Origin of the sequence: Tritonibacter sp. AK171, from assembly GCF_030127025.1 — a bacterium.
In the GTDB taxonomy this organism is placed as follows: domain Bacteria; phylum Pseudomonadota; class Alphaproteobacteria; order Rhodobacterales; family Rhodobacteraceae; genus Epibacterium; species Epibacterium mobile.
In genome coordinates, this window is the sequence record NZ_CP126134.1 from 1,443,962 (window position 1) to 1,456,553 (window position 12,592).

General features: G+C 56.2%; 12 protein-coding genes and 1 tRNA gene. 6 read left to right on the plus strand and 7 right to left on the minus strand.

What is annotated here, in order from left to right:
• Positions 1–65 precede the first annotated feature (65 nt).
• Positions 66–1,514 (plus strand): IMP dehydrogenase, encoded by a 1,449-nt coding sequence (gene guaB, locus QNI81_RS06845; protein ID WP_283967784.1) that lies wholly within the window; start codon positions 66–68, stop codon positions 1,512–1,514.
• A gap of 62 nt (positions 1,515–1,576) precedes the next feature.
• Here guaB and QNI81_RS06850 read toward each other — a convergent pair whose 3' ends face one another.
• Positions 1,577–3,121, minus strand: coding sequence for a helicase HerA-like domain-containing protein (locus QNI81_RS06850; RefSeq protein WP_283967785.1), 1,545 nt, complete (start codon positions 3,119–3,121; stop codon positions 1,577–1,579).
• A 539-nt stretch (positions 3,122–3,660) separates the two neighbouring features.
• Between QNI81_RS06850 and QNI81_RS06855 the strand changes: the two genes are divergently transcribed.
• Complete coding sequence (locus QNI81_RS06855; RefSeq protein WP_005615507.1) at positions 3,661–4,305, plus strand: invasion associated locus B family protein; 645 nt, start codon at positions 3,661–3,663, stop codon at positions 4,303–4,305.
• A 69-nt stretch (positions 4,306–4,374) separates the two neighbouring features.
• On the opposite strand, the gene QNI81_RS06860 is transcribed toward QNI81_RS06855, so the two are convergent.
• Genes QNI81_RS06860 through QNI81_RS06875 form a run of 4 tightly spaced genes read right to left on the minus strand, consistent with a single transcriptional unit; the run spans position 4,375 to position 8,660 of the window.
• The gene (locus tag QNI81_RS06860) at positions 4,375–5,583 is read right to left on the minus strand and encodes a beta-ketoacyl-[acyl-carrier-protein] synthase family protein (protein ID WP_065321818.1); all 1,209 of its coding nucleotides are present in this window, start codon (positions 5,581–5,583) and stop codon (positions 4,375–4,377) included.
• Positions 5,584–5,617: 34 nt separating this feature from the next.
• Complete coding sequence (locus QNI81_RS06865) at positions 5,618–5,875, minus strand: acyl carrier protein (protein ID WP_283967786.1); 258 nt, start codon at positions 5,873–5,875, stop codon at positions 5,618–5,620.
• 51 nt (positions 5,876–5,926) lie between these two features.
• The gene (lpxD, locus tag QNI81_RS06870; RefSeq protein ID WP_283967787.1) at positions 5,927–7,000 is read right to left on the minus strand and encodes a UDP-3-O-(3-hydroxymyristoyl)glucosamine N-acyltransferase; all 1,074 of its coding nucleotides are present in this window, start codon (positions 6,998–7,000) and stop codon (positions 5,927–5,929) included.
• Between the two features lie 37 nt (positions 7,001–7,037).
• A complete protein-coding gene (locus QNI81_RS06875; protein WP_283967788.1) occupies positions 7,038–8,660 on the minus strand; it encodes a L,D-transpeptidase family protein in 1,623 nt (540 codons plus the stop codon).
• A gap of 357 nt (positions 8,661–9,017) precedes the next feature.
• On the opposite strand from QNI81_RS06875, the gene mepK reads away from it, so the two are divergent.
• Positions 9,018–9,584: a peptidoglycan L,D-endopeptidase MepK gene (gene mepK, locus QNI81_RS06880; protein WP_039983777.1), complete on the plus strand. Its 567-nt coding sequence runs from the start codon at positions 9,018–9,020 to the stop codon at positions 9,582–9,584.
• A 204-nt stretch (positions 9,585–9,788) separates the two neighbouring features.
• Positions 9,789–9,865, plus strand: a tRNA-Arg gene (locus QNI81_RS06885).
• Between the two features lie 58 nt (positions 9,866–9,923).
• Here the strand turns inward: QNI81_RS06885 and QNI81_RS06890 are convergent.
• Positions 9,924–10,112 (minus strand): hypothetical protein, encoded by a 189-nt coding sequence (locus QNI81_RS06890; protein WP_005615490.1) that lies wholly within the window; start codon positions 10,110–10,112, stop codon positions 9,924–9,926.
• A gap of 72 nt (positions 10,113–10,184) precedes the next feature.
• A complete protein-coding gene (locus QNI81_RS06895; protein WP_283967789.1) occupies positions 10,185–10,895 on the minus strand; it encodes an enoyl-CoA hydratase/isomerase family protein in 711 nt (236 codons plus the stop codon).
• 442 nt (positions 10,896–11,337) lie between these two features.
• Here QNI81_RS06895 and aroQ point away from each other — a divergent pair, with 442 nt between their 5' ends.
• On the plus strand, positions 11,338–11,787 hold the full coding sequence (aroQ, locus tag QNI81_RS06900) for a type II 3-dehydroquinate dehydratase (RefSeq protein ID WP_009178967.1): 450 nt from the start codon (positions 11,338–11,340) through the stop codon (positions 11,785–11,787).
• Entirely contained in the window at positions 11,784–12,539 is a 756-nt protein-coding gene (locus tag QNI81_RS06905; RefSeq protein WP_168576804.1) for a helix-turn-helix transcriptional regulator, read from the plus strand. Before aroQ ends, QNI81_RS06905 begins: the two co-directional genes overlap by 4 nt.
• Positions 12,540–12,592 lie beyond the last annotated feature (53 nt).

Sequence of the window (12,592 nt, forward strand, 5' to 3'; positions counted from 1 at the left end):
TTCCCCCTTTTGCAGAACTGTGCAATAGGGTCACCGCCAAACGGTGTTTTGCATGGGGAAGACAGATGCAGATTCGTGAGGCTCTCACCTTTGACGATGTTTTGCTGGTTCCGGCCGCATCCAGTGTCCTGCCAAATACGGCAGACACACGCACGCGGGTGACCCGTGCTATCTCGCTTAACATTCCGCTTCTGAGTTCTGCGATGGACACAGTAACGGAATCGCGCATGGCGATCACCATGGCCCAGGCGGGCGGCATGGGCGTGATCCACAAAAACCTCGACGTTGAAGAACAGGCCCGGCAGGTACGCCGGGTCAAGCGTTTTGAGAGCGGGATCGTCTACAACCCCATCACATTGCGTGCAGACCAGACACTGGCAGATGCCAAGGCGCTGCAGGAGCGGTACCGCGTGACCGGCTTCCCGGTCGTCGATAACAATGGCCGTGTGGTCGGGATCGTCACCAACCGGGACATGCGCTTTGCGTCCGATGACAAAACGCCCGTATCGGTCATGATGACCTCCGATAAGCTCGCCATGCTGCAAGAGCCGGCAGAACGCGAAGAAGCCATCTCCTTGATGAAAGCACGACGGATCGAAAAGCTCCTTGTGACCGACAAAGATGGCAAGTTGACCGGTCTTTTGACTCTGAAGGACACGGAACAAGCGGTGCTAAATCCCACAGCGGTGAAGGACAACTTGGGCCGCCTTCGTGTCGCCGCGGCAAGCTCCGTTGGCGACAGCGGGTTTGAGCGCTCCGAAGCTCTGATCGATGCGGGCGTTGATGTCGTTGTGGTTGATACTGCGCACGGCCATTCGGCGGGCGTGATCGAAGCTGTCAAACGTATCAAAGCCTTGTCGAGCGATGTTCAGGTTATTGCAGGCAATGTCGCAACCGCCGCCGCCACCCAAGCGTTGATCGACGCTGGTGCGGATGCGGTCAAGGTTGGCATTGGTCCGGGCTCCATTTGTACCACGCGGATGGTCGCTGGCGTGGGTGTGCCCCAGCTCACAGCAATCATGGATTGCGCAAGCGCTGCGGGCGATACGCCTGTGATCGCCGATGGTGGCATCAAATTCTCTGGCGACTTCGCCAAGGCCATCGCAGCAGGCGCGTCCTGCGCCATGGTTGGGTCCATGATTGCGGGCACAGACGAGTCTCCGGGCGAGGTCATCCTCTATCAGGGCCGATCGTTCAAATCCTATCGCGGTATGGGGTCCATGGGAGCAATGGCGCGCGGCTCTGCCGATCGCTATTTCCAAAAAGACGCGGCCAGCGACAAGCTGGTGCCCGAAGGGATCGAAGGTCAGGTGCCCTATAAAGGTGCCGCTGGTGCGGTGATCCACCAACTGGTCGGCGGTCTGCGGGCTGCGATGGGATACACCGGCTGCGCGACCGTGGATGATATGCGCAAAAAATGCGAATTCGTTCGCATCACTGGCGCTGGGCTTAAGGAAAGCCATGTGCACGATGTGCAGATCACGCGCGAGTCTCCAAACTACCGGATTGGCTAAGCGCTCTGCGAAAACATCTAAAGAATGAGCCGGAACAAATTGATGTTCCGGCCTTTTTACTCTTAGCGGCCTTTGAATAATCCACCAAGTATGCCGCGCACAATGCGTCGGCCCGTGGTGCCTTTCAGTTCCTTGATGACGGCTTCTGACATCGCAGAGGCAAAGGTATCCCCCCCACCAATCCGCCGCGCCGTAGAGCGACCAACCCGGCTTCCACTATAGCGTCTGGCTGCGCTGAATTCGCGTACCACTGGATCTGGCGCGGCATCGGCCTGCTCTTCTGCTTCGGCTGCCTCTTGCGCGGCGCGTGCGGCCCGCTCTTTCAAGATCTCATAGGCCGATCTGCGATCTACAGGTTCGTCATATTTCCCTGACATTACAGAATCTTGCATCACGGCTTTACGTTCAGCTGCCGTGATTGGTCCAAGTTGGCTGGAGGGGGGACGAATAAGCGTGCGCTCGACCACGCCGGGCACAGCTTTCTTTTCGAGCATCGATGTCACGGCTTCCCCTACGCCGACGTCGCGAATTGCGTCTTCTGTCGAGAAACGTGGGTTCTCGCGGTAGGTCTCCGCTGCGAGCTTCAGCTTTTTGCGATCCCGCGCGGTGAACGCCCGCAAGGCGTGCTGGATGCGATTACCAAACTGGCCCAGAATATCCTCTGGAATGTCGTCCGGGGATTGCGTGACAAAATAGACCCCGACGCCTTTGGATCGGATCAGGCGAGCCACCTGTTCTACTTTATCAATCAGTGCCTTAGGCGCATCTTCGAACAACAAATGCGCCTCATCGAAAAAGAACACCAGCTTGGGTTTTTCGGGATCACCCACCTCGGGCAAGCTCTCAAACAACTCGCTCAGAAGCCACAGCAGGAACGTCGCGTATAGTTTTGGCGAGGCCATCAGCTTGTCAGCGGCAAGGATGTTCACCATACCGCGTCCCGTGTCATCATGGCGCATGAGGTCATACAGATCCAAGGCAGGCTCGCCAAACATGCGCGCACCTCCCTGGTTTTCCAGCACCAGCAGTCGGCGTTGAATCGCACCGATAGATGCAGTTGAAACATTTCCGTACCGCAGCGACAGGCTGTCCCGGTTCTCGCCAACCCAAACCAGCAGCGCTTGCAGATCCTTGAGGTCTAACAGCGCAAGCCCCTGCTCATCCGCAAGCCTGAAGGCTATATTCAATATGCCTTCCTGTGCCTCGCTCAATTCCAGCAACCTTGAGAGCAGCAGAGGCCCCATCTCGGCAACTGTGGTCCGCACCGGGTGGCCCTGTTCGGCAAAGAGGTCCCAAAAAGTGACTGGCGTGTCGTGATAGGAAAACGAGGTAAATCCGATTTTTTGCGCTCTTTTCACGAATGCGTCGTGAAGCTCGGCCGCCTCGCTCCCGGAACGCGCAAGACCAGACAGGTCTCCTTTGGCATCCGCAAGGATCACTGGCACGCCTTCGTTGGAGAAACTCTCGGCAAGGATTTGAAGTGTAACAGTTTTCCCCGTACCCGTCGCGCCTGCAATTAACCCGTGTCGGTTGGCGTACTTCAACGTCAGATACTGAGGGTCACCATAGTCAAGCCCCCCGCCACCGATGAATATTTCCTTTGGCATCCCTGCTCGTCTCCTGAAACTGCACCTTAAGCAAAATACAATGTTAACCTTTATGTGCCAGCGTGAACTTGCCCGTTGGCTCGAATGCGGTTGAGCTGACGGACATTTCCTCCCTGTCAGACTGGCCGTGCCTTAGTGCACGGCCATTTTTTTCATGCCACATCCCACGAGCCCCCCTGTCATATTTCCACAGTAAATCTGGCATAAAACACTCTGCTGAGTCCGATGATGATTTTTTTTCTATTCCATGTTGACCGAAGACGATTTCGCTCGTAACTTTCTGAATAATAACTAAGTCGGCCAGTCCGACGGGGAGATGTAGACGCAAAAAGGGGGCTTCGGTCCCCTTTTTTCGTATTTTATGCCGTATTTCCTATACGAGCCGCCCCATATGACCCACGGATGCGGCGTCTCACGCCAGAACCTCACAGAATATCGGCGGAAATCAGGGATATGCTGGGGACTGCGACTTTATTCCCCTGACACTCACCATATGCCGTGGTAAACGGCGAAGACAGATTCAAACAGAAGAGGCATTCATGTTGAAATCCCTCAGCTCCGTCTCTCTCGCTCTCCTCCTCGCGGCAACCCCGCTGGTGGCGCAAGAGACGACAGATCAGGAAACCACCGATCAGACTGCAGAAACTGCAGAGCAAGATGCAGAGGCGCCAGCGCCGAATGCAGACCAGCTGCTGGATCTGGGTACACCAGCTGATGCGGCCCTGCAGGTTGGTCAGCGTTATTCCAAAGAAAAATTTGGCGATTGGGACCTGGCCTGTGTGCGCACCCAATCCGGCGAAGATCCTTGCTCATTGCTGCAAGTTCTCTTGGACGATGAAGGCGGCCCCGTCGCCGAGGTCTCCTTGTTCCGCATCGATCAAGCCGGTGGCCAGGCTGTGGCTGGCGCAACCGTCATCGCGCCGCTTGAAACCTTGCTCCCCGCAGGGCTTACGGTTTCCGTCGATGGCGCACCGGGCAAGCGTTACAACTTCTCTTTCTGTAATGCGGCAGGCTGCATTGCGCAGATCGGTTTGACAGAAGCAGATATCAACGCGTTCAAACAGGGCAGCCAAGCGATCTTTAGCCTGCGCCCCGCACCATCGCCGGAGACCACTGTTGCCGTGCCGATGTCGCTGAAAGGCTTCACCGCAGGCTTCAACGCCGTGGATGTTGTAAAGCAGTAAGACGCAAGTCTACGCATGAAAAACACCCGCCAGACCGTTGTCTGGCGGGTGTTTTTTTTGTTCAAAGAGTTAAACGCGCTTTAGCGCAAGCACCGCGTTCAACCCTCCAAACGCAAACGCGTTTGAAAGTGCGACATTGATCTTGGCCTCACGCGCTTCATTGGGAACCACGTCCAGCGCGCATTCTGGATCGGCTTCCTCATATCCGATCGTGGGCGCGATCACCCCCTCGCGCAACGCCATGATGCAGGCCAAAAGCTCAACCGCGCCCGTGCCCCCGATCAAATGTCCGTGCATGGATTTTGTCGAAGATATCATGAGGTTATCCGCATGAGGGCCGAATACATCGGCCACCGCAGCGCATTCTGTTTTGTCGTTTGCAGCGGTGCCAGTGCCGTGAGCGTTGATATAGCCCACGTCCTGAGCATTTATCTGTGCGTCGCGCAAGGCACCAGAGATGGCGCGCGCCGCACCTTGCTTGCTTGGCATTACGATATCAGCGGCGTCGGAGCTCATGGCATAACCGATCACTTCGCAGAGAATATCCGCGCCACGGGCCTTGGCGTGTTCATATTCCTCAAAAACAAAGATACCTGCGCCTTCCCCCTGCACCATGCCGTTACGGTTGGCGCTAAAGGGGCGGCACGCATCTTTGGACATGACGCGCAGGCCTTCCCAGGCCTTCACGCCGCCAAAACAGAGCATCGATTCCGAACCACCAGTGACCATCGCGGGGCTCATCCCACTGCGCACCATCTGAAAGGCTTGCGCCATTGCATGATTTGACGATGCACAGGCGGTGGAGACCGTAAAACTCGGCCCCTTCAGGTTGTACTCCATGGAGACATGGCTGGCGGCTGCGTTGTTCATGAGTTTTGGAACAACAAAAGGATGAACCCGGTTCTTTCCGTCCTCATAGACAGACCGATAATTATCATCCCATGTGGAAACACCACCTCCGGCGGTTCCCAATACAACACCAGACCGTGCAGCAAGATCGCCGGTGAATTCCAACCCAGATTGCCGTATGGCCTCCGCAGCAGCCACCAAGGTGAACTGCGTAAAGCGATCATAGAGGACCATTTGCTGGCGATTAAAGCGACCTTCCGCTTCAAAATCGCGCACTTGCCCGCCGATCTTAATCGCAAGACGATCTACGTCACGAAAGTCCAACTCACCGATTCCGCAGCGCCCCTCGCGCATGGACTCGAAGGTTTCAGCGACCGAATGCCCCAGCGCATTGATGGTCCCGGCGCCGGTAATCACAACGCGTTTCATCGCAAATCCTTTTGTCCGCCCCCAGCAAAGGCGATCAGCCCTTTTCGGCGACCAGCTTATCAATGCCTTCCACGATGGCGGCTACATTCGATATATCGAAATCGCTTTGTTCGGGCTCATTTGCGTTAAAGGGGATCGTGATATCGAACTCCTCTTCAATGGCAAAAATACTCTCTACCAGACCAAGGCTGTCGATCCCCAGATCTTCCAGCGTGCTGTCGAGAGAAACATCCGAGGGCTCCAACACCGCTTGTTCTGCGATGATTGCGATGACCTTGTCCTGCGTGCTCATGAGGCGGCTCCTGCGGGAGATAAGATTGTCAGAGGTGTACTGACTGCGTGGTTATTTGAAAACAGCCTTTTTCAACGCTTCGATATCGCGCATCAGCCGCGGCAAACGACGTTGCACTTTGTACATATCCGTGTGGGTGTCCATCTTGACCGCCGGGTAACCCATCATCACCCGCCCAGCTGGAACATTGGAGAGAATTTTGGTGCCGCCACCTGCGATAACCCGATCCCCGATAAACACATTGTCGGCCACGCCACATTGCCCGCCCAGAACAACATTGTCGCCAATATCAACGGAGCCAGACAGTCCGGTTTGCCCACACAACAGACAGTCATTCCCGATGCGGCAATTGTGTCCGACGTGAACTTGGTTATCCAGCTTAGTGCCGTTGCCAATCACGGTGTCGCGGATCGTGCCATTGTCGATTGTACAGTTGGCCCCCACCTCGACATCATCGCCGATCCGAACAGATCCCAGAGAGTGGATACGTACCCAAGACTGCGCCTTGGTATCGCCCTGATCACCCAGAGTTTTGCGGGCGTTTTCTACACCTGAAGTTTCCGGTGTGACGTAGGAAAACCCATCTGCCGCGATCCGCGCGCCGGGCTGGGCGCGAAAACGATCTCCAATTGAGACACGTGCCCCAATCGAAACCATCTCGCGCAGATTGGCGTCTTTGCCGATTGTGACATCCGCGCCGATAAAACAATGTGCGCCAATCAGCGACCCATCCCCGATCACCGCATCAGGCCCAACAACTGTCAGAGGGCCTATGGTGACATTTGCGCCAATCTTGGCACTGGGATTGATCACAGCCGAGGCGTGGATGCCAGCCGTTTCGCGCTGCCCAAGGTCAAGCATCCGGGTGACGCCGCTCATCGCGAGCCGTGGGCGCGTCACAAATACTGCCGCCTCAAGGCCCATCGCCTGCCAGTCGGCCCCCTCCCAGACAAGCGCCACACGTGCGGCACCGTCCTTTAGAGCCTCAGCATATTTGGGTGACATTGCCATGGCCAACGCATCGGCCGTGGCTTCCTGTGGCTCTGCAGCGCGCGCGATACGCAGATCTAAGTTGCCTGCGGCCTCAGCGCCAAGTGCATTGGCAATCTCACGAACGGTGAACATCGGGCCATTCCTCCAAAAGCGGATCCTGGCCCGAGACTTAGCCCTGAACGCCGGGGAGTGCCACCCCTGCCCGTTCCAAAGCGGACCAGATCTTTGCGTCACGTCCATAGATATCGCGGCGGAATTCCGCCCGGCCATCCTGCGACACGAAAGCGGTACGATAGATCAGATGAACCGGCACTTTGGTCTCAAGCGACACCTTGGTTTCTTTGCCGCTGTTCAACACCCGGTGAAAATAATCTTTGGGGTTTTCGGTTTGCGGCGCCAGAAGCGCATAGGCGAAATCAAACGGCTTTTGCAGGCGGATACAGCCATGCGAATAAGCCCGCACCTCACGGCCAAACAGGCTCTTTTGCGGCGTGTCATGCAGATAGATATTGTATTTGTTGGGGAACATGAACTTCACCAGCCCAAGCGCGTTACGGCTGCTGGGAGGCTGGCGCATCGCAAACGGGAAACTGCGCGCGGTGAACTGGCTGAAATCAACGCTGTTGCGGTTGACCACCCGACCGCGATTGTCGGTGATCTCGATATAGCTATGCGCGTTGGGATTGTTCTTGAGTTTGGGCAGATATTCTTTGGTAATGATCGAGCGCGGTACATACCAGCTCGGGTTGATCACCATATGATCCATCTCATCCGAGAATTCCGGGGTGCGTCGGTCGCTTCTGTTGCTGCCAATGACGGAGCGGGTCTCAAATGAGATCTCCCCATCGTCGACGATCTTTGCAGAAAAATCCGTGAGATTCACGAGGATATGGCGCGCGCCACGTTCCGGTGTCAGCCAGCGTTCCCGTTCCATGGCGACCAATACAGATTTGATGCGGTCAGTGACCGGACGGTTCATCTCGGTCAGGGTGCCTTCACCTGCAACACCATCCACCTCCAGACCATGTTCGCCCTGAAACCGGCGTACTGCGTCCTCAAGCGAGAGGTCATATGTGCGCGTCGCAGTTGGTTGCAGATAGCCCATAGACACCAGACGATCCCGCAGGGCGATGACATTTGGCCCGCTGTCGCCCGGCTCCATTTTGCTCACCGGGACGGTTGCCCCCCAGCCACCGGCATTCATCAATGTCTCAAGACGCATCTTTTCGCGCAATAACGCCCGGTACTGCGGCGATGCAGGCACAAGTTTCTGAAGGAAGGCCGCTGGCCGGTCTTTTGAAATCCCCTCAAGGAAACGCGCAGCATCCACCTGATGTTTTTTGCGAACAATTCCCTCGTCGATACGGGCGGGAGCGTCGATAAGCCCGGTCTGAAGATCGGTCGCGTAATCGACCAATGCCCGGCTCAAGGCGACCTCAACCGCGCCGAGATCACGGGTGGACCGCACCGAACGCATCTGTTCCACCAACTCCGAGGCGCGCACCGACATGTCTGGCAACCCGTGCATCGAGGCTTCTTCGAGGGCTTGCATCAAGGCCCGCCGACGCGCGGCTGATTCTGGTGTATCGGCGGTCCAAATAGGTGCGTAGTCGTTTTGACGGTAGTAGCTGGCAACCGCGTCGTCTTCCCAGGCCATCTCAGCAACGGCCTGACGGAACCCGGTGCTCGCGGCGCTGGCCTCTTGCGCAAGGAATACGGACGCGCCCATGACTGCGGCAAGGATGCCACCGGTGACAAACGAAGAGAACTTAGGGGCGCGGGCCAGCGACATTTTTCAATAAACTCCAGTGTGTAACGCAAACGTCCGGATAGACTGTATCCAAGTGTTGGTAAACGTCGCCCTTGCAAGTCTACTCACTTTTGCATCAGGCACGCGGATCGCAGAGCACTGATGCCCCGAAACCCCAATAGCCGCAAAATGTTCCATGACATGAGGGGGAAAATACCCCGCGCACTCCCCTGTTGCGCAAGTTTTTGCCGAAAAAACACTGCATTCGGGTAAGGGATCATTCACCAGTTGGCAGTCGATTCTCTCTATGGCATATAGCTTCTGCGCAACAGAGCGCTAAAATATCCCGAAACTTCGGGACCTGTGAAATCAAAAGCGTATGGGACAACGCTCATCACAATGGCAGAAAAAAATACCGGGTTTTCCCGTCGAGCACTCCTAAAGGCATTTGCGGCCACAACAGTCGCAGCAGCCCCTACTTACTCCCAAGCCGCCGGCTTCCTTCGTGGAGGCGGCGACATCCGCAGACTTCGTATGTATTCCGGTCGCACGGGCGAGCGTCTGGACATGATCTACTGGATCGATGGCAAATACATCAAAGACGCGGTTAAGGAGATCAATCACTTCATGCGCGATTGGCGGACCGATCAGGTCAAGACCATCGATTTGCGCACGATTGACATCATGACAGCCTCTCTGAACCTTCTTGAGGTGAATGAGCCTTACTTGCTGTTGTCTGGTTACCGTAGCCCGCAAACCAATGCGATGCTGCGCAGCCGCTCTCGTGGTGTAGCGAAGAAATCGCTTCACATGCAGGGTCAGGCGGCAGATCTTCGTCTTGCATCACGATCGGTGAGCCAGATGGCTCAAGCCGCTCAGGCATGTAAGGCGGGCGGAGTAGGACGTTACTACGGCTCGAATTTCGTTCATATGGACTGCGGCGTCGTTCGCACCTGGCGCGGCTAACAGGTCGCCGCCACCCTATGTTGATCGGATCGCGCGCTGTGACCTCACAGCGCGCCCGTTCTCACGTCTATAGCCTCTATATGATCTCTGTCATGTGGATGGTCGGAATGCGCTGCGGTCTCTCCAGAGAATTCAATGAATTACCAGAGGTGGCCATTTTTCCATTGCAGTGTTTTCGGCAGCCGCGTATATCGCGCAGCAGACGCACCTGTAGCTCAGCTGGATAGAGCGCTGCCCTCCGAAGGCAGAGGCCAGAGGTTCGAATCCTCTCAGGTGCGCCACTTCCCTCAATCGAGAATTTAGCCCTCTGTATCCGCGCAGGTCAGATCCTGTGTCCGTTCAGGTTAGATCACGTAAAGACTGCGCCATTAAGGCATAGCCATCATAGGCATAGTCATTGTGCATTTGCTCGTACCACTTCGCCCAAGCCTCGCGTTGCTCTTCGGGGAAGGTATCCGACCAAGTGCCCTTGCTCACCATGACCTGGCCGTCTTCGGTGCGGCGCACTTCTATCTTGTTCGCGATCATGTCACTTGGCTCCAACGCAAGGGTCTTTGCCCGTGTTTACATAGCCCGCTCTCGAAGGCCAAGCAGACTGTGCTACCCCGCAAGTCGCGAGGCATGCGTGGCGGGTTGAAGCTCGTCATCCAGACGGGTCTCAATACGCTCAATCGTGTCGATACGCAGATCACGTTTGATCTTCGCATAGGCCTGTCCGGGCAGCCGCGCCATTTTGCGCGCTTCTTTCAACGCATAGCCATGCAAGTCCTCAAGATCATCCGCAAGCACCTCGATGATCTGCGCATTTCGGGCGGCAATCGGACCCAGACGTTGCCCGGTTAGCATCAACCGGCGCTGTGTATTTGCGTCGAGCGTCGCGCGCGCAATCTCCATCAAGGCAACGGGGTACTCACGCCCAAGCTGCACATCGATCAATTCAAATCCCGCGCGCGCGTGCGCCACACGCAAATCGCTAGCGAGCACAAAAAACATCCCCGCTCCGGAGCACAGACCAACCGTCGCAATGATCACAGGCTTGGGAAAGGCATAGAGCGCGAGAAACGCCGCGTTCAGATCCGGCGCAAGTGCCCTGGCGTCCGCAAGTTCCTGATCGACCCCGGTAGAGAAATCTTTGAACGGGCTGGTCAACAACACCGCCTTAACATCAGGATCTGCTGACATCTCTCTGATTTCGCGTTCAAAATCATTTAGAAATTCTGCGGTCAGCCGGTTTTCGGGCGCATGCCCCAATTGAAGCTCAACCACACCATCCCCATGAAGGCGGCGGTTGATCCATTCATCGCGTTCCATACGTCCCCCAGCACTACGATCTATCGGCGCTACGAGAAACATTTTAACGCAGGCCATCACGGGCGACTCTGGGCGCTGAGGTTTTCTATTGTGTTACCAGATTGACGCAAGACACGTTCAATTCTAATCGCATTGCACCCAAATGAGACGCCCCGCGCCCCACTATTGCAGCGCGCGATCCATGGGTTTTTAAGTGACGCTTGCCCATCATCTGTATCAGCGAAGAGCTTTTCGGTAGCTTTTCGGTTGTCAGCGTCTGAGTTTATCGACAAATTCCACACGTTTACCGCGTCTTGTGATCGCTTTGTGGTTGGGCCGATGGCATGTTGCGCCCTTGGTCGGGGCGTAAGGACTGACCGCGGAGAGCTGACATGACACCTTACTTCCAGAGGTTATGTCGGTTTTGAAGTCGCCTCACAGCGCGCCATGAAAGGGCAAAAAAATGAAGAGTGTATTGATCCTGAATGGGCCGAACCTCAACCTGTTGGGCACACGGCAGCCAGAAGTGTACGGAGCCGAGACACTGGCAATGGTGGAGGAGTCGTGCCGTCAGCACGGGGTCAAGCTCGGGATCGACGTCGCGTGTCACCAGTCCAATCACGAAGGGGCGCTGTTGGACATGATCCATGCGGCAAAAGGCACGCATGATGGGATCATTCTGAATGCTGGCGCCTATACCCACACATCTGTTGCGCTAATGGATGCGATCTATTCCGTGGACCTCCCGGCTGTGGAAGTTCACCTGTCCAATATCCATGCCCGCGAATCCTTCCGCCAGACCTCTTATATCTCCAAAGCTGTGATCGGCCAGATCTGCGGCTTTGGCTCCTTTGGCTACCTAATGGCGATGGATGCTCTTGTTCAGCATTGCGCGCGGAGTAGCGGGTCATGACCCCGTCCGAATACCTGCACCAACTGACCCAGTTCAAAACCATTGAGGAACTGTGGCACGCGCATGTGAGCCAGATGAACCGCTACGGGTTTGATCGTCTCCTTTACGGCTACACGCTGTTCAAAACCCGCACCTCGCTGGGCGATCCTGATGACTTTGTTGTTTTGTCGAACCACAGCCCAGAGTATTTGCAGGGATTTCTCGTTGATGGTCTTTATTCTCATGCTCCAATGCTGACATGGGCGTTGGAGAATGAGGGCCATGCAAGCTGGCGCGCCGCGCAGGATATGGCGGCTCAGGGACTGTTGGACTGCAAGGCGCGCAAGGTCCATGAGTTCAATCAGGCCATGAATGTCTGCGCCGGCTACACGATCAGCTTCAACTCCGCGACGGACCGATTTAAGGGCGCGATTTCATTGGCCGCGCGCCCCGGGCTTGATCAGGACGCAATTGAACAGATCTGGGCGGAGCATGGCTCTGACATTGTGCTGATGAACAATGTGGCACATCTAAAGATCCTCACCCTGCCCTACCACGCCCCCAATCGCGCCCTGACAAAGCGCCAGCGCGAGGTTCTGCAATGGGTCGGGGATGGCAAGACCACGCAGGACATTGCTTTGCTGATGGGGCTCACACCTGCAACCATTGAAAAGCATTTGCGGCTTGCACGTGAATCGCTCTGTGTTGAGACCACGGCGCAGGCGGTTCTGAAGGCTGCATTACACAATCAGATGTACGCGGTCGAACACTGATCACCCCCGGTTATCATCGGGCACAGTCGTCACCAGAAAGTCAGCGTCTGATT

Coding starts and splice junctions, on each gene's coding strand:
- QNI81_RS06865 (WP_283967786.1), bottom strand. CDS start 5,875: ATGAGCACGCAGGACAAGGTCATCGCAATCATCGCAGAACAAGCGGTG.
- lpxD (WP_283967787.1), bottom strand. CDS start 7,000: ATGTTCACCGTTCGTGAGATTGCCAATGCACTTGGCGCTGAGGCCGCA.
- QNI81_RS06895 (WP_283967789.1), bottom strand. CDS start 10,895: ATGGAACGCGATGAATGGATCAACCGCCGCCTTCATGGGGATGGTGTG.
- mepK (WP_039983777.1), top strand. CDS start 9,018: ATGGCAGAAAAAAATACCGGGTTTTCCCGTCGAGCACTCCTAAAGGCA.
- QNI81_RS06875 (WP_283967788.1), bottom strand. CDS start 8,660: ATGTCGCTGGCCCGCGCCCCTAAGTTCTCTTCGTTTGTCACCGGTGGC.
- QNI81_RS06890 (WP_005615490.1), bottom strand. CDS start 10,112: ATGATCGCGAACAAGATAGAAGTGCGCCGCACCGAAGACGGCCAGGTC.
- guaB (WP_283967784.1), top strand. CDS start 66: ATGCAGATTCGTGAGGCTCTCACCTTTGACGATGTTTTGCTGGTTCCG.
- QNI81_RS06905 (WP_168576804.1), top strand. CDS start 11,784: ATGACCCCGTCCGAATACCTGCACCAACTGACCCAGTTCAAAACCATT.
- QNI81_RS06860 (WP_065321818.1), bottom strand. CDS start 5,583: ATGAAACGCGTTGTGATTACCGGCGCCGGGACCATCAATGCGCTGGGG.
- QNI81_RS06855 (WP_005615507.1), top strand. CDS start 3,661: ATGTTGAAATCCCTCAGCTCCGTCTCTCTCGCTCTCCTCCTCGCGGCA.
- aroQ (WP_009178967.1), top strand. CDS start 11,338: ATGAAGAGTGTATTGATCCTGAATGGGCCGAACCTCAACCTGTTGGGC.
- QNI81_RS06850 (WP_283967785.1), bottom strand. CDS start 3,121: ATGCCAAAGGAAATATTCATCGGTGGCGGGGGGCTTGACTATGGTGAC.